This window comes from Acidobacteriota bacterium, assembly GCA_033549365.1.
GTDB lineage: Bacteria > Acidobacteriota > Aminicenantia > Aminicenantales > Saccharicenantaceae > JAWSUF01.
On record JAWSUF010000005.1, the window covers coordinates 203,333 to 229,216 of the forward strand.

At 60.8% G+C, this 25,884-nt stretch carries 19 protein-coding genes; 16 read left to right on the forward strand and 3 right to left on the reverse strand.

The genetic code is table 11. The features are described 5' to 3' along the window. Positions 1 to 21: 21 nt before the first annotated feature. The 4 genes from SCM96_09525 to SCM96_09540 all read left to right on the forward strand — a co-directional run bounded on the left by SCM96_09525 (position 22) and on the right by SCM96_09540 (position 5,977). Positions 22 to 735 (forward strand): ABC transporter ATP-binding protein, encoded by a 714-nt coding sequence (locus SCM96_09525; protein MDW7760864.1) that lies wholly within the window; start codon positions 22 to 24, stop codon positions 733 to 735. A gap of 22 nt (positions 736 to 757) precedes the next feature. Then, positions 758 to 1,981, forward strand: coding sequence for an ABC transporter permease (locus SCM96_09530; GenBank protein MDW7760865.1), 1,224 nt, complete (start codon positions 758 to 760; stop codon positions 1,979 to 1,981). 57 nt (positions 1,982 to 2,038) lie between these two features. After that, positions 2,039 to 3,592 (forward strand): TolC family protein, encoded by a 1,554-nt coding sequence (locus SCM96_09535; protein ID MDW7760866.1) that lies wholly within the window; start codon positions 2,039 to 2,041, stop codon positions 3,590 to 3,592. A 177-nt stretch (positions 3,593 to 3,769) separates the two neighbouring features. After that, positions 3,770 to 5,977: a DUF5916 domain-containing protein gene (locus tag SCM96_09540; GenBank protein MDW7760867.1), complete on the forward strand. Its 2,208-nt coding sequence runs from the start codon at positions 3,770 to 3,772 to the stop codon at positions 5,975 to 5,977. Between the two features lie 499 nt (positions 5,978 to 6,476). Here the strand turns inward: SCM96_09540 and SCM96_09545 are convergent, their stop codons facing one another. Then, positions 6,477 to 7,199: an FkbM family methyltransferase gene (locus SCM96_09545; GenBank protein MDW7760868.1), complete on the reverse strand. Its 723-nt coding sequence runs from the start codon at positions 7,197 to 7,199 to the stop codon at positions 6,477 to 6,479. Positions 7,200 to 7,467: 268 nt separating this feature from the next. Between SCM96_09545 and SCM96_09550 the strand changes: the two genes are divergently transcribed. The 4 genes from SCM96_09550 (at position 7,468) to SCM96_09565 (ending at position 13,834) form a co-directional block, all read left to right on the forward strand. Further along, positions 7,468 to 8,739: a TolC family protein gene (locus SCM96_09550; protein MDW7760869.1), complete on the forward strand. Its 1,272-nt coding sequence runs from the start codon at positions 7,468 to 7,470 to the stop codon at positions 8,737 to 8,739. Further along, positions 8,736 to 9,959 carry an efflux RND transporter periplasmic adaptor subunit gene (locus tag SCM96_09555; protein ID MDW7760870.1) on the forward strand — a complete coding sequence of 408 codons (1,224 nt, stop codon included), beginning with the start codon at positions 8,736 to 8,738 and terminating at the stop codon, positions 9,957 to 9,959. Before SCM96_09550 ends, SCM96_09555 begins: the two co-directional genes overlap by 4 nt. Positions 9,960 to 9,965: 6 nt before the next feature. Next, a complete protein-coding gene (locus SCM96_09560; GenBank protein ID MDW7760871.1) occupies positions 9,966 to 13,034 on the forward strand; it encodes a CusA/CzcA family heavy metal efflux RND transporter in 3,069 nt (1,022 codons plus the stop codon). A gap of 131 nt (positions 13,035 to 13,165) precedes the next feature. Further along, a complete protein-coding gene (locus tag SCM96_09565) occupies positions 13,166 to 13,834 on the forward strand; it encodes an SGNH/GDSL hydrolase family protein (protein ID MDW7760872.1) in 669 nt (222 codons plus the stop codon). Positions 13,835 to 13,895: 61 nt separating this feature from the next. On the opposite strand, the gene SCM96_09570 is transcribed toward SCM96_09565, so the two are convergent. Then, positions 13,896 to 14,879 (reverse strand): GDP-mannose 4,6-dehydratase, encoded by a 984-nt coding sequence (locus tag SCM96_09570; GenBank protein MDW7760873.1) that lies wholly within the window; start codon positions 14,877 to 14,879, stop codon positions 13,896 to 13,898. A 42-nt stretch (positions 14,880 to 14,921) separates the two neighbouring features. Further along, on the reverse strand, positions 14,922 to 15,878 hold the full coding sequence (locus tag SCM96_09575) for a GDP-mannose 4,6-dehydratase (protein MDW7760874.1): 957 nt from the start codon (positions 15,876 to 15,878) through the stop codon (positions 14,922 to 14,924). A 144-nt stretch (positions 15,879 to 16,022) separates the two neighbouring features. Between SCM96_09575 and SCM96_09580 the strand changes: the two genes are divergently transcribed. From SCM96_09580 to wbaP, 8 genes are all read left to right on the forward strand, one after another. Next, on the forward strand, positions 16,023 to 17,096 hold the full coding sequence (locus SCM96_09580) for a Wzz/FepE/Etk N-terminal domain-containing protein (protein MDW7760875.1): 1,074 nt from the start codon (positions 16,023 to 16,025) through the stop codon (positions 17,094 to 17,096). 62 nt (positions 17,097 to 17,158) lie between these two features. After that, positions 17,159 to 18,463 (forward strand): flippase, encoded by a 1,305-nt coding sequence (locus SCM96_09585; GenBank protein ID MDW7760876.1) that lies wholly within the window; start codon positions 17,159 to 17,161, stop codon positions 18,461 to 18,463. Further along, the gene (locus tag SCM96_09590; protein MDW7760877.1) at positions 18,460 to 19,149 is read left to right on the forward strand and encodes a class I SAM-dependent methyltransferase; all 690 of its coding nucleotides are present in this window, start codon (positions 18,460 to 18,462) and stop codon (positions 19,147 to 19,149) included. Before SCM96_09585 ends, SCM96_09590 begins: the two co-directional genes overlap by 4 nt. Continuing rightward, complete coding sequence (locus SCM96_09595; GenBank protein MDW7760878.1) at positions 19,146 to 20,093, forward strand: glycosyltransferase family 2 protein; 948 nt, start codon at positions 19,146 to 19,148, stop codon at positions 20,091 to 20,093. Before SCM96_09590 ends, SCM96_09595 begins: the two co-directional genes overlap by 4 nt. Positions 20,094 to 20,104: 11 nt before the next feature. Then, complete coding sequence (locus tag SCM96_09600; protein MDW7760879.1) at positions 20,105 to 21,403, forward strand: hypothetical protein; 1,299 nt, start codon at positions 20,105 to 20,107, stop codon at positions 21,401 to 21,403. Further along, positions 21,400 to 22,548 (forward strand): glycosyltransferase, encoded by a 1,149-nt coding sequence (locus SCM96_09605; GenBank protein ID MDW7760880.1) that lies wholly within the window; start codon positions 21,400 to 21,402, stop codon positions 22,546 to 22,548. Before SCM96_09600 ends, SCM96_09605 begins: the two co-directional genes overlap by 4 nt. Next, entirely contained in the window at positions 22,545 to 24,431 is a 1,887-nt protein-coding gene (locus tag SCM96_09610) for a WecB/TagA/CpsF family glycosyltransferase (GenBank protein ID MDW7760881.1), read from the forward strand. The genes SCM96_09605 and SCM96_09610 overlap by 4 nt, the downstream gene beginning before the upstream one ends. A 4-nt stretch (positions 24,432 to 24,435) precedes the next feature. Next, positions 24,436 to 25,884, forward strand: coding sequence for an undecaprenyl-phosphate galactose phosphotransferase WbaP (gene wbaP, locus SCM96_09615; protein ID MDW7760882.1), 1,449 nt, complete (start codon positions 24,436 to 24,438; stop codon positions 25,882 to 25,884).

Sequence of the window (25,884 nt, forward strand, 5' to 3'; positions counted from 1 at the left end):
GACCGACCCGGGAGACATCTCATGACCACCAACGGCAACATCATCGAGCTTGCGGACCTGACCAAGACCTACGACATGGGCGAAACCCAAGTCCGGGCCCTCCGCGGCGTGAGTTACAAACTCGAAGCCGGCGGCTTCCTGGCCATCATGGGTGCCTCGGGATCGGGCAAGTCCACCCTGATGAACATTATCGGCTGTCTGGATCGTCCGACGTCGGGGCAATACTATCTCGAAGGGCAGGAAGTCTCGACCTTCAGCCGCGACAAGCTGGCCGGAATCCGGAACACAAAGATCGGCTTCGTCTTCCAGACCTTCAATCTTCTCTCGCGAACGACGGCCCTCGAGAACGTCGAGCTGCCTCTCCTTTATTCGAACGTGACCGGAAAGGAAAGGACGCGCCGGGCCCGCGAAGCCCTGGCCTTGGTCGGCCTGGCCGGCCGCGAATCCCACAAGACCAACCAGCTCTCGGGCGGCGAGCAGCAGCGGGTGGCCATCGCCCGGGCCCTGCTCAATAATCCCTCCCTGATCCTGGCCGACGAGCCCACCGGCAACCTGGACAGCGTGACGAGTACCGAAGTCATGGACATCTTCTGCCGGCTCAATCGGGATAAGGGCATCACCCTCATCATGGTCACCCACGAGCCGGACATCGCCGCCTTCGCCCGGAAGCGGATTTACATCAAGGACGGCGAGATCATCCGGGAGGAGACGAGCGAAGGGCAGTGCCCGGCCTGAGCACGGGCGAAGAGAGGCGGACATGAATATACTGAAAACCATCCGGGTCGCCGTCAGGGCCCTGGGCCGGAACAAGATGCGGTCCTTCCTGACGACACTCGGCATCATCATCGGCGTCGGTGCCGTGATCGCCATGGTCAGCATCGGCGAAGGCGCCAAGCGCGGCATCGAGGATCGCTTCGAGTCCATGGGAACGAATCTCCTCTTCGTCAGCCCGGGCAGCCGGGCCGTGGGCGGCCGCCATTTCGGCGCCGGATCGGCCAACCCTCTCAAGGAGGCCGACGCCGAGGCCATCCAGCAGTTGGGCGCCGTCCTCCAGATCTCGCCCAACGTCAACACCCGGACCCAGGTCATCTACGGCAACAAGAACTGGAACACATCCATTCAGGGGACGGGCCACGCTTATCCCGAGGTCCGCAAATGGCCTGTCCAGGACGGCGTTTTCTTCGATGAGGCCATGGTCCGCTCCGGCGCCAAAGTCTGCGTGCTGGGCAGCGAAGTCCGCAAGAGCCTTTTCGAAGACGAGGACCCCATCGGCCGGATCATCCGGATCAAGCGCATCCCCTTCCGGGTCATCGGCGTCCTCGAATCCAAGGGCGAGCAGGGCGGCTTCTTCAACCGCGACGACATGATTGCCGTTCCCTACACAACGGCCATGCGCAGCCTGATCGGCACCGACAACATCCAATCCATGGATGTTTCGGCCGTCTCGGCGGCCCAGACCGACGCCGCCCGCGCCCAGATCGAGGAGCTTCTGCGCATCCGGCGCCGGATCGCCCCGGGCGCGGACGACGATTTCACCGTCCGCAACATGTCCGAAATCGCCGAAAGCGCCGCGGAGTCGACCAAGATCATGACGCTCCTGCTGGGCAGCATCGCCTCGATCTCCCTTCTCGTCGGCGGCATCGGCATCATGAACATCATGCTCGTCTCCGTCACCGAACGGACGCGGGAGATCGGCATCCGCATGGCCGTCGGCGCGAAGGAACGGGACATCCTGCTCCAGTTCCTGATCGAGGCCGTCGTCTTGTGCGTGATCGGCGGGCTGATCGGCATCGGCATCGGAATCGCCGGGTCGAAGCTGGTCCAGAAAGTTCCCGCCTTCGCCCAGTGGAATACGGTCGTCTCCATGGATTCGATCTTTCTGGCCTTCGCCTTCGCCGCGGCCGTCGGCATCTTCTTCGGCTTCTACCCGGCCCGCAAGGCGTCCAAGCTCGATCCCATCGAGGCGCTTCGGTACGAGTGATCGAAAGACGGCAAAAAAAACGTCGATAGAATAGGAATGCAAACAAGGAGACGCGCCATGAAACGACTGCAAACGGCGGCCATCTTTATCCTCTGTCTGGCCATGGGTCTGATACCGGCCTGGAGTCAGGATGCGAAGGAAACGCTCACCCTGACACTCGAGGAATGCATCGTCCGGGCCATGGAAAACAACCTCAACGTCCGGATCCAGGTTCTCGGACCCGAAGCGGCCGGGGCGGCCCTCACGCGGAGCCGGGAAAAATACTATCCGAGCCTGTCCTTCAGCGCCGGAAAGAGAAACACGAACAGCCCCTCGTACTCATTTCTTGAGGCGGCGGACGCCGTTCTCGATCAGTACGACGATTATTCTTTCCAGATTGGCCAGACCCTGCCGTACGGCGGACAACTGAACGCGATCCTGACCAATTATGTCAGCGATTCGAACCGCAGCTTCCAGACCATCAATCCCCGCTACGGCAGCACCCTGCGCCTGAACTTCAGCCAGCCTCTTCTGCGGAACTTCGGCCGCGACATCAGCCGCCGCGACATCATCGTGGCCCGCAACAACCTGGACGTCTCGACCAATCAGTTCAAGAAAAACATCATGGATGTGATCTATTCGGTCGAGGATGCCTATTGGAATCTGGTCTACACGATCGAGACGCTCAAGGTCCGGCAACAGTCGCTCGACCTGGCCCGCGACCTTTTGGAGAAGAACCGGCGGTCGGTCGAGATCGGCACCATGGCGCCCATCGAAGTCCTGAGCGCCCAGGCCGAGGTGGCCACGCGCGAGGCGGACATCCTGCAGGCCGAAGCCCAGGTCAAAAGCGCCGAGGACCGGTTGAAAGCGCTCCTCAACATCATTCATGACAAGGACAAGGGGGGTGCCGTCATCGTCCCGGCCGACACGCCGACCTTCCAGGAGCGGACAATCAGCCTGGAGGAAGCCGTCGCGACGGCCCTGGCCCGGCGGCCCGACCTCGAGGCCACCCGCATCGGCCTCGATACCGAGCGGTTCAATGTGTCCTACGCGCGCAACCAGCTCCTTCCCGACCTGAGTCTTTCGGCCGGCTATTGGAGCCCGGGGATATCGGGCGACAGGATCCTCTACCAGGGCGGGAATCCCTTGTCGGGGATCATTGTCGGGGTCATCCCCGGCGGTTTTTCCGATGCCCTCAAAGATGCCTTCGGCTTCCGATATGAAAACTGGTCGCTCAGCCTGAGCCTCAGCGTTCCCTTGAGCAATGTCCTGTCCCGCGCCGCCTATGCCCAGGCGAAAATCGGATTTGAACAGGCTGCGCTGAACCTCCAGAATCAGGAACAGCAAATCCTGGTCGAAATCCGCAACGCCGTCCGGTCGCTGGATACGGATTTTCAGCGGGTCCAGGCCTACCGTGTGGCCCGCGAGCTGGCCGAACAGAAGCTGGCCGCCGAGGAGGAGAAGCTCCGGGTCGGTTTGAGCACCAACTTCCTCGTCCTCACGTACCAGAGGGAACTGGCCAATGCCCGAACCTCCGAGCTCAAGGCCGTCATCGACTACAACCTGTCCCTGGCCAACATCGACCGGGCCCTCGGCGTAAGCCTCGAGACCCGAAACGTCAAAGTCAATTAACGCAAAAAATCCGTCTAAGCATGGATCGATCCCGATGAGTCCGGTCATGCAAAAAAGACGAAAAGAACTTCTGATATGTGATATAATACACGCTTACTTCCGGATGGAAAGACGGCCTATTCTGGCCGGTCGGGATTTTGCCAAGGGATGTCTTGAGTGGTGATAGAGAGCGCAGATGTGAAAATAAAGAAACTTGCGGCTTTGTTGGCTCTTGTTTTTACGGCCGTGGTTTTTTCCGCGTCGCCCGTTTCGGCTTCCAAGCCGCGCGATTCCCGAGCCCTTCCCAATCCCGAGGACTATGCCATCCGGATCCCCGCCTTGGAAACTCCGCCCGTTATCGACGGCATCCTGGACAATCCCCATTGGGACGGCGCTCTGGCGTTGGACTCCTTCACGCAGTACGAGCCCATCGAGGGTGCGGCGCCGACGGAGCGAACCATCGCCTATATCGGCTACGACCCCAAGTATCTTTACATCGCCGTCCGCTGTTTCGATTCCAACGCCCGGGGCATCCGGGCCTGCCTGACGCAGCGCGACAGGGTTCAGGGCGACGACGAAGTGACCATCTATCTCGACACCTTCAACGACAAAAAGCGGGCCTTCGTCTTCAAGGTCAACCCCTGCGGCGTCCAAACCGACGGAATTTACACCGAGATCCGGCGCATGGGCCGGGGCATGGGCTTCGACCGGGTCGATAAAAGTTGGGACACCTATTTCCGGTCCGCCGCCACCGTGGATGACGAGGGCTACACCGTCGAGATGGCCATTCCCTTCAAAAGCCTGCGCTTTCCCAACAGTCCGGAACAGGTCTGGGGACTCCAGATCATGCGGACCATCCCGCGCAAAAACGAAGAGATCTACTGGTATCCGCGCTCGCGCAGCGTCAACGGGTTTCTCCTCCAGGCGGGGCAGCTTCATATTCCCGGTGATATCGAAAAAGGCCGCAACATCGAGATCATGCCCGTCCTGACCGGTGCCCAGGCGCCGGGCGAATCCTTCGGCGCCCAGGCCGGTCTCAACCTCAAATACGGCATCACGTCGGACATGACGGCCGACATCGCCCTCAACCCGGATTTCAGCCAGGTCGAGGCGGACATGCCCCAGGTGGACGTCAACCAGCGATACGCCCTCTATTTCCAGGAAAAACGGCCCTTCTTCCTTGAGGGCAAGGATTTCTACGACACCCCCCTGGAGGTCCTTTATACCCGAAAAATCGTCCAACCCCAGTGGGGCGCCAAGCTCTCCGGTAAAACGGGCGGCACGACGCTCGGCTTCCTGAGCGCCCTCGACGATAATCCGCCGGTCATCGAAATCCCCGGTGTCGATCCCTACGCCGAAATCGAACCGTCCCGCTCCCTGTTTCACGTCCTCCGGATGAGGCAGGATCTCTACGCCGAGTCCTTTTTGGGCTTCATCGTGACCGACAAGGAAATGGGCGAAACCGGGTCTTCGATCTCAACGGAATTCAACAGGGTGGCGGGCGTCGACGGCCAGTTCAAACTCGGGCGCTACAATCGCCTGGCCTTCCAGGCCCTGACGTCGCAGAGCCGGGCCGAAGGGCGGACGACGGACTTTGTTCCCGCCTGGCACGTCGGGCTGAACAGCCAGTCCCGCCATCTCCAGATCACGGCCGACTGGACAAGCATCCACCCCGAGTTCGAAGCCGCGGGCGGCTATTTCCGGCGCAAGGACATCCACAGCCTCCACACCCGGGTCGGCTATTCCTTCCTGCCCCAGACGCCTCTGATCGTTTCACTGACGCCGTCTCTTTCGTATCGCCGGATTTACGACTACAAAGGGATTTTGACCGACGATGAGGTGACCTTGTCCCTTTTCGCCAGCGGCTGGCGGCAATCCTTTGTCATGGTCAACTATGAACAAGGTTTTGAGAAATACAACGGCGTGGATTTCCGGCCCAACCAGTTCCGGGCCAGCCTGTTCTCCGATCCGTTCGCCTGGATCCGCGGACATGTCTCCTTCAGTTTCGGCGACGGCATTTATTACAGCGATGATCCCTACCTGGGTTGGAAAACCTCGAAGAGTCTCCGGATGACTCTTCAACCCCGCTCCAACATCGCCTTGTCTTACAATTTTCAAAACAACAATTTCACCCTGGGTCGCGGAGGCGAACGGGTCTATTCCATCAACATCATCAGCCAGCGCCTCAGCTGGCAAATGTCCCGGCCGCTTTCCCTGCGGGTCATCACCGACTACAACGACTATTACAGACAGATTTTTCTGAGTGGCCTGGTCAGCTACGAAATCAATCCCGGCACGGTCTTCTACCTCGGCATCGACGACTCCCGCTCGCGCGACGAACAGGGGATGTTCAGAAGCGGGGGGAAGTATTATTTCATCAAGTTCTCCTACTGGTGGCGAGTCTGACTTATTCATAAAAATACCGGTTTATTAACTCTTTCTGAATTCCGGTATTTTTACCCTCCGGGCGAGCCGATCCAGCTGCATCTGCTGCGTTGCGCAGGGTTCGCAGTACCGGGAGTACAGCTTCACCCTGCGCGCCTTGCATCTGCAGCCGTCTCGACTCGTGAATAAGCCAGCCTCCGTCTAGCGCCGGAACTGGGCGCTTTTTCCCCTTCGGGCGTGCCGATCTTACCGCATCGATTTCACCGCGGCCTGCTCGACGTAGCTCAACTACGCCTGCGCAGTCCGCTCCTCATCGCTACGGCAACCTCGACACGCGCACAGCTTCCGCGTCCCCCTTATATGCGCCGATCGGGCCGCATCACACGCTTCACCCTGCGCGCCTTGCATCTACAGCCGTCTCGACTCGTGAATAAGCCAGCCTCCGTCTGGCGCCGGAACTGTGCGCTTTTTCCGCACAGCCCCGGCTCGAAAGCTGCCCGTCATAACGCCGATGTGAGTTTTAACGAATTGATTCTCTGTGCTCATAGAGAACATTATCTTCAATTTTGTTTTCTTTGAGTCTCACAACCTCAAAAAAATCATTTTGATTCATATATTGCCTAATTTCCTCTTGGCTTGGCGCCCCAATATATTTAGAGTGCAAACCTTTTTCAAGGTAACGTTCCGACGGTTTTAGTGCCGGTTCTTCCATGATGATGTATTGAATTTTCCTTAGGCAATCTCCGAATCCTTTTAAGACCTCCAGCTCGAAGCCTTGGACATCCATACATAACAGAGAAACCTCGACGATACCTAACTCTTGCATGACATTTTTTGCTGTCCGTATTTGAACTTCCAAGCCCTCAAGGTGTTGCGTTTTCTCGAAGTCAATTCTCTTTAAAAAACTGCTTGCGCCTGGGTTGTTATCGACAAGATAGGGATAAAATATTTGTGATTTCTCTTCTGATCCAAGGGCATACTTATAGAAATGAATATTCTTAAATCCGACAAGATTTTTTTCACACTGTTGATGAGTTAACGGGTTCGGGTCGAAACAGTAAATGGCGGCATTCGGGTAAGCATTTGAAAGATTTATAGATTCATCTCCAAATCGTGCCCCTACCTCAAATATCGTTTTGACATGCTGTTTATTGATTTTTTCCAAAAAACGTTTGTCAATGTAACCCCCTCTCCGACTTAAAAATACTTTCTCAAGGAATTTTTTTATGGTCCAATGGATCATCTTTTGCTTCTTAAAAAACCCGGTACAAATGACAACATGAAAACCTTTCGGCCCTTACGGAGAATCATACCTCTCACTTGAACGATGTCAAGATCGCGCCTTGCATCTGCAGCCGGTTCGACTCGCGTACAGCCCCGGCTCGGAAGCTGTGCGGACCCCTTCGGGCGTGCCGATCTTACCGCGTCGGCTTCGTTGCACCTTATTATCCTCAGCAAGGAGGCTTCAGCGGGGCGCAGGGATGTTATAATACGGCATTCAGGAGGCTGCGATGAGAAAAGAGATCCCGATTCTGGCGGCGGTCTTGAGTCTGGCCGCTCTCGCACCCGCGCACCTCAAGTCCGGCGATGCCCCGTCCGTCCGCGGCATCTTCACTCTCGATGCCGTCGTCGCCGCGGGCCTCGAAAACAACCCGGACCTTCAATCCAAACGCGAGGCCGTCAAGTCCCGCAAAGCGGCCTATGAGGCCTCCCGTCTCCTGCACAATCCGACGCTCGGAGTCGAGACCGGAGAAGGACGGCCCCGATCTTCGACGGAGTCTGTTCGCATCGGCGGAGTCTCCCTGAGCCAGCCCCTCGAAAACCCGGTCAAAAGAACGCACCGCATCCGGGCCATGGAAAGCGACTGGCTGGCCGCCGAACACGACCTTCACGCCGAGGAGGCCGCTCTGGTCTCCGAAATCAAAATATTGTTCGCCCGCATCCTCCATTTTCGCCGCTTGATGGACATCGCCCGAAGCGACGCCGCCTCCCTCGACGACATGCTGTCGCTCATCCGTCGCCGCGTCGATCTCGGCGAAAGCCGGGAACTCGAAGCCCTCAAGATCGAAGTCGAGGCGCTTCGCGCCAAGAACGTCCTTCATCGCGTCGAAGTCGACCTCCAACTGGCCCGCGAGGCCCTGAACGATTTTCTCGGCGGCGTCCTCCCTCCGGAGTACGAAACGGCAGGTGACCTGGTCTATGAACCCGAAGATGTCGATGAGGCGGCGCTTCTGACCGGCGCCGTTCTCTCCCACCCGCTTGTCCTGGTCAAGGAAAGCGAAACCGCGGCCGCCCGCAATCGCTGGAGCGCGGTCCGCTGGCAACGGCTGCCCGATCCCGTCTTGTCCGGTTTCGCCGGCGAAGAGATGGACGGCCGGAAAGCTGGTTTCGGTCTGTCGTTCGAAATCCCGCTCTGGAATTTCGGATCGCGCGAAACCGCCGAAGCGGCCGGGCTCGTCCTGGCCGCCGAAAACGCCCTGCAGGCCGTCAAGATCCGGGTCGCCGCCGACATCCGGACCCGGGTCGCCGGCTTGAGGCTTACGGCCCGCACCCTGGGCCTTTTTCTCGGCGGCCTTTTGACGCAGGCCGACGAAAGCCTGCGCATCGCCGAGGTGAGCTACCGGCAGGGGGAGCTCTCTCTTCTCGATTATCTCGATTCGCGACGGACGCATCTCTCCATCCTCCGCGACTACGAGGAGGCTCTGCTCCAGTGGCAGGCCGACAAAGCCGGGCTTGAAAAAACCCTGGGAATCCGCACGGCACGAGGAGAAACCCGACCATGAAAAACATGAAAAGCATATGGATACTCGCCGCAGCGCTGAGTCTGGCCGGCTGCGGTCCGGGCGAACGCCGGGCCGCCGCTCCGGCCGGCGATCCCGCCCATGAGGAGGCGAAGCACGACCACATTCACGTCGATGTCCCGCTCGAAAAACAGAAGGAATGGGGAATCGAAATCGGCGTTGCCTCCGAGATGACAATCCCCGTCGCGGTCCGCATGACCGGAACGGTCGGGCTGGATCTCAACCGCACCGCCCAGGTGTCCTCGCTCGCCGCCGGAACGATCGTCTCCGTCGCGACCGACCTGGGCCGCGACGTCCGCAGGGGCCAGACCCTGGCCGTCGTCAATTCCCCCGAATTCGCCCGCGACCGCTCGGACTTTCTGCGGGCCCGGGCCCGGTTCAACCTGGCCCGGCTCGAGGTCGAGCGGGCCCGCCTGCTTGTCGCCGACAACGCCATTGAGCAGAGGGAGTTTCTGCGGCGAGAGGCGGAATTCGAGGATGCGGCCACGGAATTCGGCGTCCTGGGTTCGAAGCTCCATTCCTACGGCCTGGAACATAAGGACATAGAAGCCTGGCTCAAGGAGTGCGACGACCTGGACCGCGACGACTGGCTCTGCGAACTCGTCGATCCCAACCTGTCCGTCACATCCCCCGTTGCCGGTCGCGTCATTTTTCGCGACGCCGTCGTCGGCGAGCGGATCGGACCCGATAAGGTTTTATTTACGGTCTCCGATCTCCGGATGCTCTGGGTCCTTCTTGACGCCTACGAAACCGACCTGCGCCATCTGCAACCCGGCGCCCGGGTTGCCGTCCGGTCGGCGGTTTTCCCCGGCCGGGAATTCGCCGGCGTCGTCCGCATCGTCGCCGACGTCATCGACGAAAAGCTCAGGACGGCCAAGGTGCGGGCCGAGGTCGTGAACAACGAGGGCCTCCTCCGGCCCAACATGTATGTCCAGGGCGAAGTCGACGTGGAGGGCGGGGAGAGAGTCACGGCCGTGCCCTCGGAGGCCGTCCAGAATCTGGACGGCGAAAGGGTCGTATTCGTCGCCGAAAACGACGTCACGTTCGCGGTCCGGCACGTCGAGGCCGGCGAGTCGGGAGGCGGCTGGACCGAAATCCGCAAGGGCTTGAAGCCGGGAACGCGGATTGCGGTCCGCGGCGCCTTCGCCCTGAAAACCGAGGCGGCCAAGGCCTCGTTCGCCGAGCACGGCCACGTCCACTGAGGCATCATGATCGCCCGGATCATCCGTTTCTCACTGGAGCACAGGCTGTTTGTCGTGCCGGCCGCGCTGGCCGTCCTGGCCCTCGGCTATGCCTCTTACCGGCGCCTGTCCATCGATGTTTTCCCCGACGCCTCGCCGACCCTCGTCCAGGTCTTCACCGAGGCCGAGGGCATGGCCCCCGAGGAGGTGGAGCGCTTCATTTCCTACCCAATGGAGTCGGTCATGTCCGGCCTGCCCCGGGTTCAAACCATCCGCTCGGTTTCGACCTTCGCGCTGTCCATCGTCAGCGTCTATTTCGAGGACGGCGCCGACATCTACTGGGCCCGCCAACTCGTCTCTCAGAGGCTCCTCGAAGCCGTCGAGGATCTGCCCGATCAGGCCGGGCGGCCCGTGCTCGGGCCTATCGCCACCGGGCTTGGGCTGGTCTATCTCTATTACCTGGAGGGCGGAGACGCCCCGCTCATCGACGTCCGCACGTCCCAGGACTGGATCGTCCGCTTCGAGCTCAAGGCCGTGCCCGAAGTCACAGAAGTTTTGAGCTTCGGCGGTGATGTCAAGCAGTTCCACATTCTCGTCGATCCCGACGCTCTGCTGAAATACGGCCTGCAGTTGTCCGAGGTCGCTGATGCCGTCCGGAGCAACAACCGGAACGTGGGGGCGAGCTTCATCACCCGCGGGCCCGAGGAGTACGTCGTCCGCAGCCTGGGCCTCGTCGGCGGATTGGACGATCTCGGCCGGATCGTCGTTTCGGCCGAGGGCGGGACGCCCGTCTATCTCCGCGACGTCGCCGAGGTCCGGATTCTCCCGGCCATAAAAAGGGGCGAGGCGCTCGTCGACGGCAAGGGCCCGCGCGTGACGGGCATGGTCCTCAAGCTCTTCGGCGCCAACACGGCCCGCCTCATCGAAAGCATCGAAAACCGGGTGGCCGAAATCAACCGCATCCTTCCCCCCGGCATGGAAATCGTGCCGTTCTACAATCAGGCCGGCCTGGTCCGGAAATGTTTCGAGACGGTTTCGAACAATCTCATCCTGGGCATGCTGCTCGTCGTTGTCGTACTGTTCGTGTTCATGGGCGAGCTGAGGACGGCGGTCACGGCCGTATTGGCCCTGCCGTTTTCCATTCTCTTCGCCTTCATCGGGATGCATTTGTTGCGCCTGCCGGCCGACCTCATGTCTTTCGGGGGTCTGGCCGTGGCCATCGGCCTGCTTGTCGATGCGGCCATCATCTTCGTCGAAAACGCCCACAGCCGCCTGCAGTCGGAGACGGGCGACCGGGCCGCGGTCATTCTGGACGCCGGGCGCGAAGTGGCCCGGCCGCTCTTTTTCGCCGTGGCCATCATCATCCTCGTTTTTCTGCCGATCTTTACGCTGACGGGGGTCGAGGGCGTGATGTTCCGGCCGATGGGGGTCACGGTATCGACGGCCATGGCCGGATCACTTCTTTTCACGCTGGCCGTTGCGCCGGCGCTGGCGTTCATCATTCTGAAGAGGAAGCGGGGCGAGGTGCGGGAGCCGGCCGTTTTGAGGGCGGTGAAGAAGGCCTACATGCCGTTTTTCGAATCCTGCCGGCGGCGGAAACGGATGGTCTTTGTTGTGACGGCGGCGGTTTTCGCGGCGGGGGCGGTGTTGTTTCCTTTTCTGGGGCGGGAGTATATCCCGACCCTCGAGGAGGGCACGCTGCTTCTGATGGCTACCCTGGATCCGAATATCAGTCTCGAACAATCGGTGGAACTGGCGACGGCCATGGAGAAGGAAATCCTGACCGTTCCTGGCGTCGGCGGAGTGCTGACGCAGATCGGGCGGGGGGATGTCGGGTCACACGCCCATTTCGTGAACGACGTGAAGATGTATATCGCGGCGGAAAGGGGAAAGGCGCGAAGCCGCGAGGAGCTGTCCGAGGAGATCGGGTGGCGCCTCGAGCGTTTTCCCGGGGTTGCGGTCAACCTGACCCAGCCCATCGCTCATAATCTTGACGAGCTCGTGACCGGGGTCAAAGCGCAGGTTGCGGTCAAGATCTACGGCGAGGACTTCGATGTGCTCCGGCAGGCGGCGGCGCAGATCCAGGAGATTCTCGAGCACGTCCCGGGCGGCCGGGATGTCCAGGTGGAGCAGTTTACGGGGCAGAATCATATCAGCGTTGTTCTGGACCGGGAGGCGGTGGCCCGCTACGGCCTCAATATCCGGGAGATTCAGGAGACCGTCGAGGCGGCGGTCGGCGGCGTCGTGCTCGGCCATGTCTACGAGGAGCAGAGGAAATTCGACATTTTCCTGCGCTATGCCGACCGCTATCGGAGCGATGTCGAAAGCATCGGCGGGCTGCTTATCGGTCTGCCGGGGGAAGGGGGAGGGCGAATTCCCCTGAGGGCGCTGGCCGAGATCCGGGAGGGCGTGGGACCGCGCCAGATCCAGCGCGAAAACAACCGCCGGTTCATCACGGTGCAGGCCAACGTCCGGGGCCGGGACATCGGCCGGTTCGTGGCCGAGGCGCAGCGGCTGGTCGAGGACCGGGTCAAGACGCCGCCCGGATATGCGGTGGCCTGGGGAGGGCAGTTCGAGCTGCAGCAGAAGGCCAACCGCAGGCTGATGGTCGTCATGCCGATCACGCTGGCTCTCGTGGCGCTTCTTTTGTTTGCGGCCTTTTCGTCGTTCCGCGAGGTTCTGGTGATCATGATCAACATCCCGTTGGCGCTGACGGGCGGGGTGCTCGCGCTGAAGATCGCGGGGGCGTATCTCAGTGTTCCCGCATCGATCGGCTTCATCGCCGTCTTCGGCATCGCCCTGCAGGACGGGCTGGTTTTGATGTCGCACTTCAAGCATCTGGAGGGGCGGATGCGCCGGAGCGAGGCCGTGCTGCGGGGCGTCGAGGCCAGGATCCGTCCGGTGCTGATGACCACGCTGACCACGATTTTCGGGCTGCTGCCGCTTCTTGTAGCGACGGGCGTCGGCGCCGAGATTCAGCGGCCACTGGCCACCGTGGTCGTCGGGGGGCTTGCGACCTCAACCCTCGTGACACTCCTCGTCCTCCCTCTTGTTTATGAGGCTGCTTGGCTTTGGAAAACCAAAGATAATAAATAAATTAGAAAAATTCATCAGTTTAGAATAATCTGTCTTTCTATGGGCCTTTGATGAGGTTGCTTGGCTTTAATGAAAGAGACAAAATGGGGCAGGATTGGTATTATAGAAATGAAATTCGGGAGACCCTCAAGATGAAAGCAATTTCAATATCAGCGCTTTTCGCAATTGCTCTTCTGGTGACGCTCGGCACGTCCTGCGCCAGGCGGCCCGCCGGGACGATCATCCTTTGCGCCGGGGATAGCATCACCGAGCACGGCTATCCGCGTTTTCTGAATCGCATGTTGAGATCCGAGGGGAAAACGGTGCGCGTCATCAACGAGGGAAAAAGCGGGCACACGAGCGGCGAATACCTGGCCTTCATGCGCCGAGAGCTTCCCCGCCTCAAAGCCGTGCGTCCGGATGTCGTCCTCCTTCAACTCGGAACGAACGACATCCGGATGGACGGCGATCACACGCCGCTTGAGGCTTTCGAACGCAACATGAGGGCCATCCTCGACCTCTTCGCCGAGTTCCGGTCGAGAGCGGGGAGGCCGCCGGCGATCTTTTTGGGAACGATTCCGCATGTTCCCGAAGGCACGTCCTGGCCGTTCACATCGGAATCCGGGCCCCGGGTCGAGGGAGAGATCAACCCGGCCCTGCGCGCCCTGGCCGTCGAGCGGGGCCTGACGCTTGTCGACAATCACGCCGTGTTCGCCGAGCGCCCCGAGCTCCTGCGCCCGGCTGACGTTCACCCCACCCCCGAAGGCGACCGCGCCCTCGCCGTCTCTTGGAACGCTGCTTTGGCTGCTGGATATTACTGATTATAAATAAAATACAAAAAAACTCCCCCCAAAAAGACCCTTTTTAGCTGTAATTCTTTTGTTATCTGTAATATCCAGCAGCCAAAGCAGAGCGCCAGAAGGAGAGGAGGTTGGAGAGGGTGCGCTCCAGGGGGATTTCCGGCCCCCAACCCGTCTCGCGGCGGATCTTGGCGTTTGATCCAACCAGTAGAGGAACATCGATTTTCCGGAGTTTCGCCGAATCGACCTCGACGCCGATCGTCATCCCGGGACCCGGCAGTGCGGCCTGCCGCAGCAGCATCTCCATGATCTCGCGCAGCGCAACCGCCCGTCCCGAGCACACGTTATAGATCTCCCCGGCCCGCCCTTTTTCCAAAAGCATCCGATAAGCCCGGACGATGTCGCGCACATCGCTGAAATCGCGCCGTACATCCAGGTTGCCGACGGCGATCACCGGCTCGCTTTCCCCCCTCTCGATCCGGACGATCTGCCTTGCCCAATCCGAGCACACAAAGTCCTCGGTCTGACCCGGCCCGGTATGGGGAAACGGCCGCACGATGACGGCACCGATCCGATCCGCCTCGGCGTAAAACCGGGCCAGCATTTCCCCGGCCGCTTTCGTATAAGCGTAGGGGTTGACCGCATGGGCCGGCTCGTCCTCCGTCAGTATCTTGCCCTTCTCCGTGACGATGCCGTAAACGTCCGATGAGCTCACATAAAGCACCCGGCATTCCGGCACATGCCGCCGGACTGATTCGAACAGGTTGAAGGTCCCGGTCAGATTCGTGTCGAAGGTCTCCTCGCGCCGCTCCCACGATGCCCCCACATTGGAAACCGCCGCCAGATGGAAGACCCACTCGGGCTTGACCTCCCGCACAAAGCCGTCGAGATCGCGCCGGTCTCTCAAATCCAGCCGGACGATGTTCCCGACACCCTCCGCCGGCGCCTCGGGAAAGGACGTCCCCGCCATCTCGAACGTCCCGCCGTCCAGCTCCCTCATCAAATGGCGGCCGACAAACCCGGTCGCTCCGGTCATGAGAACGCGCGTTTTCGTTGTCGCCGCCACGACGTCACCTCGTCCCGGCGCTAGAGGGCATGTGCCTTCGCTTCAAACGATCCCCCGCCAGTAATCGAGCAGATCCTCCAGCGTTTTCTCGAAGGGAATGATCGGCTTCCAACCGGTCGCTGCCTGGAATTTCGAGGCATCCGCAAGCAGAATGGGAACGTCCGACGGCCGCAGCCTGTCCGGGTCGGTCCGGACTTCGAGCTTGGTCTTCGTCAACCCGAGCAGGATGTCCAGAACCTGCCGCACGGTCCAGGCCCGTTCCGATCCGATGTTATAGACCTCTCCCGCCTCGCATTTCTCAAGCCCCAGCCAGTAAGCCCGCACCATGTCCCGGACGTCCGTGAAATCGCGCCGGGCATCGAGGTTCCCGACGTGAATCACGGGCTCGCGCCGCCCATTCTCCGCCTCGGCGACCTGTTTCGCGAAACTCGACGTCACGAAGACATCGCCCCGCCGCGGTCCGGTGTGGTTGAAGCCCCGCGTCCGGACGACGTGCAGCCCGTAACTCTTGAAATATTGATAGCCGAGAAGATCCTGGGCCACCTTGCTCACCGCATACGGGCTCAGCGGCCGCAGCGGGTTGGTTTCCTTCATCGGGGTTTCGTTCTCATTGACGTGTCCGTACTCCTCGCTGGACCCGGCGATCTGGATGCGCGCTTCCGGCGCCGCCGTCCGCATGGCCTCGAGCAGGTTGATCTGCCCCACGGCGTTGATGGCGAAGGTCTCGGCCGGAAGTTTCCAGGACGCCGGCACAAAGCTCTGCGCCGCCAGGTGAAAGATGCGCTCCGGCCGGACTTCGGACAGCACCGCGGTCAGCGAGACGAGATCCTTGATATCCGCCTCGTGAAGCCGGATGCGGTTGCGGATGCCGAGGATGTTGTCCATGCGGCTCCGCCAGCGCACGATGCCGTGAACCCCGGCCTCCGGGTGGTGTTCGAGGATGTATTCGGCCAGATGGCTTCCGGCGAAACCCGTGATGCCGGTGATGAGAATATTCATGGCGTCTCCTGTTTTTTCCGCAGTATCGATGTCCCGGTATTATAATCAGACCTTCCCGGGATCGCAAGGTCCGCCCCGGGGCCCCCCCGCGGCCACCGTAAAATTGACAGATTTGCGGCATGTGTGGTATGACCATGAAACCCCATGAACGATTATGAAATCGGAATCGTCGATCTTGCGGCCGTCCTCCGCAAGAATAAAAAGCCGATTGCCGCCGCGACCCTCATCGGTGCCCTGGCCGCCGCCGTTTTCTTATTCGCCCGTCCCCGCACCTGGGAGATCGAGGCGGTCTTCTATCCGGCGCGCATTACGGCTGCCAACGAAAAAGGCGAAATCATAAACACCATGGTCCACTCCTTCCCGAGTCTGGTCAACCAGCTCGAAAACCGCGAGTTCGATCCCTATGTCTCCAAAAAAGGCGGCCTGCCCATAGAACGCATCCCCCGGTTTCACGTCGCCCGAATCAAAGGAACGAACCAGGTGCGGTTTCACCTCCAGGACACGGACATTAAGAATTCCAAACTCGCCCTGACCGCACTTCTCCAAATCCTGGAGACCGACCAGAACAACATGCTGGATGCGAAGTTGGCGGCCGCCGAGTCCGTGTTTTTCGAGCTCGACACCAAGGCTTCCACCCTGGAGGCTCGGATCCGCAAAACCGAACGCGACATCCTGGCCCTGGAGCGGGAGCGGCGTGATGCCGAAAGCCGTGCCCGGGTCTCACTCGACGAGGAAAACACTCTGTCTCAAAAGATCCGCGGGATCGAGGGAAAAATCGCCGGACTCGAAGAGCGGCAGACGGCCCTGACCGGCCGGAGCGACCCCGATGCCGCACGCGAAGAACAAACCGTCTCCAACCTGATTCTGGCCCACGCCATGATGGCTGGCACCCATGCCGAAAGCGTCAAGTCCGAAAGAATGCTGCGCGAAGACCTGAACCGCAAAATCGCCGAAATCGTCGATCAGCGCGGCCGACTCGAATCCCGCGTCGCATCGCTCCGCAACGAACTGTCGAAGATCTCGGCCACCCGGGCTCGGCAGGCGGATATTGAAGCCGGCGCCATCCGCGCCCATCTCCTCACGTCGCCGTCCACGCTCTCGCGACCCGTGAGCCATCGGAGTCCGGCCTCCGTCATCCTGGGTGCGGCGCTGGGGTTTCTTCTGTCGTTTTTTCCGGCCGTTTTCATCGAGATCGGAAAGCGCGCGGCTCAAGGCTGAATCCGGACCTTACGGCCGCCTCGGGGATATGACACGCGAAGACAAAGCATGAGGGTTTGGATGTGGCCAAGCAACGCCTGATCAAGAATTTCTTTTCCCTGGCCTCCGTCCAGGTTGCCAACTACATCCTCCCCCTGATCGTCCTGCCCTATCTGGCCCGGGTCATCGGTGTCGAAAAATTCGGGGCCGTCGCCTTCGCCCAGGCGGTCGTCGCCTATTTCATCATGCTCAGCGTTTTCGGTTTCAATCTCTACGGCCCCAGGGAAATCGCCGCAGCCCGCGAGGAACCCGAACGTCTTCGCCGCGTCTTCTGGTCCATTTTTTACGCCCGGATCTTTCTGGGTCTTGTCGCCCTTGTCCTGTTCGCGTTGCTTTTAGCCGCGGTTCCCAGATTCCAAGCCGAAATCCTTCTCCTGGCCTTTACTTTCGGATATGTCGTCGGGGACATCCTGCTTCCCCTGTGGTTTTTCCAGGGCGTCGAAAGAATGGGCTACATCGCCCTCAGCCATTTTGCCGTCCGCATTCTCTACACGGCCGCGGTCTTCACTCTCATCCGCGAGCCGTCCCACTATGTCTATGTCCCCCTTCTCCATTCACTCTCCCAGATCATGATTGGCCTGGCCGGCGTCGGCGTCGTCCTCCTCACGTTCAAAGTCGCCTTCCGGCTTCCGGATCTGCCGGAAATCCGCCGGGTGCTGAGCCGGTCGTTCGTCCTGTTTCTGTCGAACATCTCCTCAGGCCTCTACACCAAGGTCCCGCCGATCCTCCTCGGCTTTTTCGCGGGCGATCTCTATGTCGGGTTTTATGCGGCGGCCGAAAAGCTCTATTACGCCGGAATCGGGCTTCAGGGCCAGGTCGGCCAGACCCTCTATCCCCACATCTCCCGCGAGGCCGCCCGAAACGCCGACCGGCAAAAAACCTTGCGGCTCGTCCACAAGGCCTTCCTCGTCACCATGGCCGTCGCCGTCCCGGCGGCTCTGGCCGCCTTCCTTCTTTCCGGTCCCCTGATCCGGCTCATCTACGGTCCTGAATTCACGGGCGCCGCCGTCGTCCTGAAAATCTTTTCCTTCGCTTTCATCATTATCGGCATGAGCAACGTGTTCGGCGTCCAGACCCTGCTGACCTTCAACATGGCCCGGGAGTACGCGTTTTCCATCCTGGCCGGCGGCGCCGTCAGCCTGGTTCTGGGCATCATCCTGATCCCGGCCTTCAGGCATGTCGGAGCGGCCCTTTCCTATCTCCTCGCCGAATGCTGCGTCGCCGCCGCGATGATGGCCGTCCTGTCGTCGCGCGGCATCGGCTTTTTCCGCGGCATGAGGCCGGCCGTCCTGGTCGAAGAGATGTTCAGCCGGAAGAAAAAAGCATGAGAAATACGGCCGAAAAAACGAAAGTCGGCGACAAATACCGCGACACGCCGAAGGACGATATCCTGGCCCTCATCCCCGGCGACGCCGTCCGGATTCTGGACGTCGGCTGCGGGGCCGGAGCGACGGGCCGAGAGCTGAAATTGAGGCGGTCCTGCGAGATCGTCGGCGTGGAAATCGACGCCGGCCGCGCCGCCCGGGCCGAGAGCCGGCTCGACAAGGTTCTTCACGCGGATGTCGAAACGGCGGATTTGCCGTTCGAGGCAACTTTCGACTGCGTCGTCTGTGCCGATGTTCTGGAGCATCTGCGCGACCCGTGGGCGGTCGTGCGAAAGCTCCGCGGCTATTTGAGACCCGGCGGCAGTCTCGTGGCCGGACTGCCCAATGTGCGCCACTGGCGGGTCCTCAAAAGCCTGGTCGTTTCCGGGACATGGGCCTACGAAGACAGCGGGGTTCTCGATCGGGACCACCTGCGCTTTTTCGCCCGGAAGGACATCATCCGCATGTTCGAGGAGGCCGGCTTCACGACGGAACGCCTGGCCGCCGTCAGCGGATCCCGGTCCCGCTTTTTCCGGATGACGGCCGAAAAACGCAGTCCGTTCGACGTCTTGACGGGCGGGCTTTTCAGAAATATCCTCGCCCTGCAATATGTCGCGAGTTTCCGGAAAGCGGGAGGCTTCGCGGAATGAGCGGCATCGACCTCTCGGTGATCGTCGTCAGCTGGAACACGCGGGATCTCCTGCGGGACTGCCTGGCGTCGATTTTCCGGGAGACGCCCCGGGCTGCTTTTGAGGTCGAGGTCATTGTGGTCGACAACGCCTCGACGGACGGCAGTCCGGACATGGTTTCCGGCGATTTCCCCGCCGTCCGGCTCATCCGCAACGCCGCCAATCAGGGATTCGCCCCCGCCAACAACCGGGGCGTCCGGGAGTCGCGGGGCCGCCACGTTCTGTTTCTCAATCCCGACACGCGCACGATCGGCGACGCGCTCGGCGCCATGGTCCGTTTTCTCGACGGCCGCCCCGAAGCGGGCGGGGTCTGTCCGATGGTCGTGAATGCGGACGGAACCGTCCAATCCCTCGGCCGGAGCCTGCCCGGACTCGGCGGCGTTTTCGTCAAGGGTTTTTTCTCCGACGGCTGGACCGCGGCCGTTCGGGGATGGAGAGACAGGATCCGGGGGCGGGCCGGGAAAGAGGTCCTCGAAGTCCCCGGATTTCCGGGAGCGGCCATGATGATTCCGCGCCGCGTGCTCGACGGCGTCGGACTTCTCGACGAAGACCTCCCTTTCTATGCCGAGGACATCGATCTGTGCCGGCGGATTGCGGCGCAGGGCCGGACGCTTTATTGCCTGCCCGGCTGCCGGATCGTTCATCTGGGCGGCCGCAGCGCCGGGTTGACGCCCGTCTCGTCCGAGGTGCGGTCCCGTCTGTCGCTTTACGCCTTCCTGCGCAAGCACCGGACGCCGCCGATTGCAGCTGCAGCACGGGTGTTGATTGTGGTATCCTCTATGCTGAGATTTTCCGTCTGGACGGTTTCAAGCCTTGCGGCCGAACCTCGAATGAGGCGCCGGGCCGCAAGCGAAAGGGAGGCCTGCCGAGCTCTCATCCGCTGGGGTTTGGGATCGTCCCGGTAACCTGAGGGATCATGAACGACGCGGCGATATCGACCATCGCGATTGGGAACGTCTGGACCTTTGCGCCGCTTCTCGCCGCCGTTGCGGCTTTCTTCATCCTGACCTGGAAGGATCCCAAGCAGCTCCTCTGGGCCTTCATCGTCGCCCAGCCTTTGATCGGCGGATTTTACTATACGAATATTGCCGTCTTTTCCATCGTCTTCAAGCTGCCCATTTTCATCAACAATCTCTTCATCACGGCCTTCGTTCTTTTTATGTTCCGGAAATTCGTCCTGGAGAAGGAAAGAATCGTGCTGCCGGGCGGCGCCTTTCTCTGGTATCTTCTTTTTCTCCTTGCAGCCGGCGCCTCCGTGTTCACGACCGAGCATGTCTCCCTCACCGTCAGCTCCTTTGCCAAACTGGCCTTCTGGTTTCTGATCCTGCTCGTCGTCGTCAACCTCGCCCTGGCCCGCGAGGAAATCATAAAAGCCTTCTTCACGATGCTTGCGGTTTCGTTTTTACCCCTGGCCGTCGGCTTGTTTCAGTTGACGCGCCTGAGCCGGCTCGAGGTTCCCCACCGGATCAACAGCCTGTATGTTCATCCCAATGTTTTCGCCTATTACCTTGTGCTGCTCATCGCCGCCGGCTGGTTTTTCCTTCCCGTTTTTACCGGATGGAAAAAACGCCTGGTTGTCTCCTCGCTTGCCCTTTCGCTTATCTGCCTGGCATTCACCTTCACGCGGGGCGCCTGGATCTGCCTGGTCCTGTCTTTCGGTATGACGTTTCTTCTCTTCGGCATCAAGGTGTCGCACCTCAAAAAACTGAGCCTCGGTCTGGCCGGGATCCTGGCCCTGGCCGTCCTGGCCGCTCCCCTAAGGGAGAAAATCGTTTCCCTGATCCAGGAGCCCCGGGTGGCCGGATCTCTGCAATGGCGATGGATCCACTGGCGGGAGACGGCCGGAGACCTGATCTCGTCTCTCCCCAATCTGTATTCCGGACGGGGAGTGGGAACGTTTCACTTCTACGGCCACTTTCCGGGGTTTGCCGCCCACAACGACTATCTCATGATCTGGAGCGGGGCGGGGCTGGCCGCGGCCGTGGTCCTGATCATCTTTCATTTGAAATGGCTTCTGGACACGGCCAACGGCATTTTGACCGCCGGCACGGAGCAAGGCCGGGCCGCCGGCAAAGTCCTGTTCGCGGCCGTTGTCACGGCCGCCGTCGGACTGTTCACGGAAAACCTGCTTCTCCTGCCGCTCTTTCAAACCCATCTCTGGTTGATCGGGGGTCTGGCGGTCCGAAATTTCCGGCTGGAGAGGAACATCTCATGACGTCGCCGGCCGTTCTGATCCTGGCCCCTTTGCCTCCCCAGAGATGCGGCGTCTCCCGTCACGCCCACAGTTTGGGGCGATTTCTGGCCGGCCGGGGTTTTCGGCCCGTGGCCCTGACTTATTGGGAATGCGGCCGGGGGGATTATTTTCGAAAAACGGGCTTCGAGGCCCGGCATCTGCCGACTCTTGTCCGGCCGGACAGTATCCCGTTCGTCCGGGCCGTGCTCTATGTCCTTATGGGAATCGGACCGGGGATCGCCCTCGTCTCAAGAGAAAAGATCTGCCTGATCCATGCCCACGGCGCCATCCCCCAGGCTCTTCTGGCCTGCATTCTGAGCCGGCTCCTGAACGTTCCGTATATTTACACGTCCCACGGCGCCGAGTTGACCCTTCACAACGCTCGCGGTAAGATATTCAAAAAGTTGATAAGATCGATCATTGTCCGAGCCGCCGCCGTGACTTCGGTCTGCAGGGGAAACCTGGACTATATGAGCCGCGACAACGCGAAGGGGTTTTACGTTCCGAACGGGATCGACGACGCTTTCTTGGAAAAATATGCCGGATCCAACCGGCGTCTCGATACGGGCGCCTCGCCGGCGCAAATCATTTTTGTGGGCCACGTCAACGCAGTCAAGGGCGTCGATCTGCTGATCCGGGCGGCGGAGACATGGGCGAAGACCGGGGATTTCGATTTCCATCTGAAAATCGTCGGAGACGGTCCGGCCCGGAGCACGGCCCGCTATGTCCGTGACTGTGAGGCGGCGGGACTGACCGGACGAGTTGTTTTCACCGGAATCCGCGAAGATGTGCCCCGGCTCCTGGCCGAGGCCGATATTTTTGTCCAACCCTCCCGGATGGAGGGGTTGCCCACGGCCCTTCTCGAAGCCATGACGGTCGGAGTGCCCGTCGTCGCCGCGGCCGCGGGCGGCATCCCCGATATCGTCATTCACGAAAAAAACGGACTCCTGGTTCCTCCCGGCGACGCTTCGGCTTTGGCCGCGTCCGTGAGGCGCCTTGCGGCCGATCCCGATCTCCGGCGTCGCCTCAGGCAGGGGGGACTGGAAACGGTTTCCGCCTTCCGCTGGTCGGAGATCGGCGCCGCTTATCTCGACGTCTACAGGACGATTGGGATCGCTTCGCCATGAATATTCTGATGGTCAATCCCAAAATGTCCGTCGGCGGCGCCGAGAGAATCATGCTCACTTTAAGCCGGGGATTCAGGGAAGCGGGAGACCGGGTCGTCGTCGCGGCCGAAAGCGGCACCTTCGATCAGGATTTCCGGGAAGCCGGAGCGGACTTGGTCCGTCTCCCCCTCGACCAGGATAGGAAAAACCTTTTCCAGGTTCCCGGGCTCATGGCCCGGCTGAGACGGATCTGCCGGGAGCGGGAGATTGAGATCATCCACTCCCACCACCGCTGGACGACGTTTTTAGCCGGATTCGCGGCGAAATCCCTGAACATTCCCCTGGTCTTTCATTGTCACAGCCGGATCCAGGGGAAAAAGCGCCTGACATCCTGGGGCGATCAAGTCATCGCCGTGAGCGAGGATCTGCGCCGCTATTTGATCGACGACTTCCATGTTCGTCCGGACCGCATCCGCACCGTCTCCAATGCCGTTCCCGACCCGGTTTGCCGGGACAGGGATGTCGAGAGGGAGAGGAAGGCCATCCGGTCGTTTTTCGGCGAGGGTTGGACCGGACCTCTGATCGGAACGGCCGGGAGGCTTGTCAAGGAGAAGGGATTCGATATTCTGATCTCCGCCGTTCCCCTCATTCTCAGGGATCATCCGGAGTGCCGGTTCCTGATCATCGGGAAGGGGGAAAAAGAGGACGAGTTGAAAGCGCTGTCGGAGAAGAACGGCGTCGCCGGGAATGTTCTTTTTCTCGGCGAGCGGACGGATCCGATTCCCGCCGTCCATTTGCTGGATGTTTTCTTCCTGCATTCCTACACCGAAGGCAGTTCCGTCTCCAGCCTGGAAGCCATGTCTCTGGGGAAACCGGTGGTGGCGACCTCCGTGGGGGGTGTCCTGGAGATCGTCGTCCACTTGGAAAACGGCCTGCTCGTGCCGCCGGGCGATCCCGCGGCCCTGGCGGCGGCCGTCGGCCGGCTTCTCGACGATCCCGGTTTGGCGGCGAGACTGGCGGCGGCGGGCCGGGCCGGCGTCCAAACCCGATTCCGGGCCGAGCGAATGGTCGAAAATGTTCGCACGATTTTCGCCGAGCTTGCGGCCGGGAAGCGTCGGAGGACGGAACAGCCTCTCCCGACCCGCCGAAACCGGGCCGATCTTCCGGGCGTGTCCATCGACAACCTGGACATGGCGGGTGCCCTGGCCGAGATCGAACGTCTCATGGCCGGAGGCGGCCCGGCTCTTGTGGTGACGCCCAATGTCCAGCACATCAACCTGATCCGCAAGGATGCCGACTTCCGTGCCGCCTACGCCTCGGCCTCTCTCGTTCTTCCCGACAGTGTGCCTTTGATCTGGCTGTCGAGGCTACTCGGCCGGCGCCTGAAAGCCCGGGTGGCCGGGTCCGACATCCTGCCGGCATTCTGCCCTCTGGCCGCAGCCAAGGGGTACCGGCCGTTTCTTATGGGGTCGATGCCCGGTGTCGCGGCCCGGGCCGCGGAGATTCTGGAGAAAGCCAATCCCGGTTTGACGATGGCCGGCGTCTTTTCCCCTCCCCTGGATTTCGAGCAAAGTGCGGAAGAATGCCGGAAGACGATCGCGGCCGTGCGGTCGGCCTGCCCGGATGCGCTGTTTATCGGGCTGGGGTCGCCGAAGGGCGAAATCTGGGCCTCCCAAAACCTGGAGGCCATGGGGGTTCCGGCGACGATTTGCGTCGGGGCGGCCTTCGATTTCATCACCGGCCGTCTGAGGCGGGCTCCCCAGTGGATGCAGAAAGCCGGGCTCGAATGGTTTTTCAGGTTGATCCAGGAGCCGCGGAGAATGTGGCGGCGGTATATCCTCGGCAATGCTGAATTTCTGGTCTTTCTCGTCCGTTGGATGATCGAAGGGCGGCCCCGGAAGTGAACAGATGACTCAGGCCGCAACCCTTCTGCGCAAGATGGCCTGCCTGGCCGTGATCGTCACGGGCGACATCCTGGCTTTGTTTGTCTCCTTCATCGCCGGCTTCTTCCTGAGAGACCGCGTTTTGACGGCGCTGCCCGCCTTCGATTTCGAGGCCGTCCCCCTGGGTGTTCAGCTCCAAATGGGGTTTTTCAAAGGCGCGGTGTTTTTGGTCGTGATCTTCGCCTTCGAGAAGCTCTACACGCGGAGGCTGTCTTTCTGGGACGAGACGCGACGCCTGATCGAAGGCGCGACACTGGCTTTCATTCTGATCATGACCACGGTTTTCATCTTCCAGACGTATGCTAAGTTTTCCAGGACGGTCATCATTCTGGCCTGGCTTCTGAGCCTTGGGCTTTTTCCCATAACCCGGCTTCTGGTCAAAAAAATCCTGGCCCGGAGCGGACTCTGGCGGAAAAATGTCGTCATCCTGGGCACGGGCCGGTCGGCCCAGAGGGTGGCCGGAGAAATTCTGAAAAACGAAATACTGGGATATAAGATCGCCGGATTTTTGTCTGAGGCCGGAGGCAATATTGATGAAAAGCTGAGCGGGGACTTGCCCGTTCTCGGACATATTGACGATTTCGAGATCATCGTCCGGGAGTACGATGTGAAAGACGCTGTCATCGCTCTCTCCAACAACCGCCAGAACGAATTGCTCCAGGTCGTCAAGGCCTGCGAACCTTTCGTCGAGACGATCAAGATCGTCCCTTCGATCGGCAACGTCTTTACGGCCGGCGTGAGAATCGACGAACTCGGCGACGTCCTGGCCCTGTCCGTGCCGCGGAATCTGGCCAAGCCCTGGAATACGGCCGGCAAGAGGACTTTCGAGCATTTGATCTGTCTGGCGCTTCTGATTCTGCTTGCGCCCCTGTGGCTGGTCATTGTGGCGGCCCTGAAGATCGACTCCCGGGGACCGGTCATCTTTTCCCAGAAACGGCTGGGCCGGGGCCGGAAGGAATTCAAAATCTATAAGTTCCGGTCCATGTATCTGGACGGCGATGCGCGGCTCGAGCGCTATCTCCGGGACAATCCCGAAGCCCGCGCGGAATGGGAGACCTTCCAGAAGCTTCGAGGCGACGATCCCCGGGTGACGCGGATCGGGAAAATCCTCCGGACCTGGAGCCTGGACGAGATGCCCCAGATCCTGAACGTCCTCAAGGGCGACATGAGTTTGGTCGGCCCGCGCCCCTACCTGCCGCGGGAGCTCCGGAAGCTCGGGCCCATGGCCGCCATCATCTGTCAGGTCAAGCCGGGCCTGACCGGTTTGTGGCAGGTTCGGGGGAGAAATACGCTGACCTTCGAGGAGCGCATGGCCCTGGACGAGTTCTACGTCCGGAACTGGTCGCTGTGGCTGGATGTCGTCATTCTGTTCCAGACAGTCAGAGCCATCCTGCGTCGCGAGGGGGCGTTTTGA

Coding starts and splice junctions, on each gene's coding strand:
- SCM96_09525 (MDW7760864.1), top strand. CDS start 22: ATGACCACCAACGGCAACATCATCGAGCTTGCGGACCTGACCAAGACC.
- SCM96_09530 (MDW7760865.1), top strand. CDS start 758: ATGAATATACTGAAAACCATCCGGGTCGCCGTCAGGGCCCTGGGCCGG.
- SCM96_09535 (MDW7760866.1), top strand. CDS start 2,039: ATGAAACGACTGCAAACGGCGGCCATCTTTATCCTCTGTCTGGCCATG.
- SCM96_09545 (MDW7760868.1), bottom strand. CDS start 7,199: ATGATCCATTGGACCATAAAAAAATTCCTTGAGAAAGTATTTTTAAGT.
- SCM96_09550 (MDW7760869.1), top strand. CDS start 7,468: ATGAGAAAAGAGATCCCGATTCTGGCGGCGGTCTTGAGTCTGGCCGCT.
- SCM96_09555 (MDW7760870.1), top strand. CDS start 8,736: ATGAAAAACATGAAAAGCATATGGATACTCGCCGCAGCGCTGAGTCTG.
- SCM96_09560 (MDW7760871.1), top strand. CDS start 9,966: ATGATCGCCCGGATCATCCGTTTCTCACTGGAGCACAGGCTGTTTGTC.
- SCM96_09565 (MDW7760872.1), top strand. CDS start 13,166: ATGAAAGCAATTTCAATATCAGCGCTTTTCGCAATTGCTCTTCTGGTG.
- SCM96_09575 (MDW7760874.1), bottom strand. CDS start 15,878: ATGAATATTCTCATCACCGGCATCACGGGTTTCGCCGGAAGCCATCTG.
- SCM96_09580 (MDW7760875.1), top strand. CDS start 16,023: ATGAACGATTATGAAATCGGAATCGTCGATCTTGCGGCCGTCCTCCGC.
- SCM96_09590 (MDW7760877.1), top strand. CDS start 18,460: ATGAGAAATACGGCCGAAAAAACGAAAGTCGGCGACAAATACCGCGAC.
- SCM96_09595 (MDW7760878.1), top strand. CDS start 19,146: ATGAGCGGCATCGACCTCTCGGTGATCGTCGTCAGCTGGAACACGCGG.
- SCM96_09600 (MDW7760879.1), top strand. CDS start 20,105: ATGAACGACGCGGCGATATCGACCATCGCGATTGGGAACGTCTGGACC.
- SCM96_09605 (MDW7760880.1), top strand. CDS start 21,400: ATGACGTCGCCGGCCGTTCTGATCCTGGCCCCTTTGCCTCCCCAGAGA.
- SCM96_09610 (MDW7760881.1), top strand. CDS start 22,545: ATGAATATTCTGATGGTCAATCCCAAAATGTCCGTCGGCGGCGCCGAG.
- wbaP (MDW7760882.1), top strand. CDS start 24,436: ATGACTCAGGCCGCAACCCTTCTGCGCAAGATGGCCTGCCTGGCCGTG.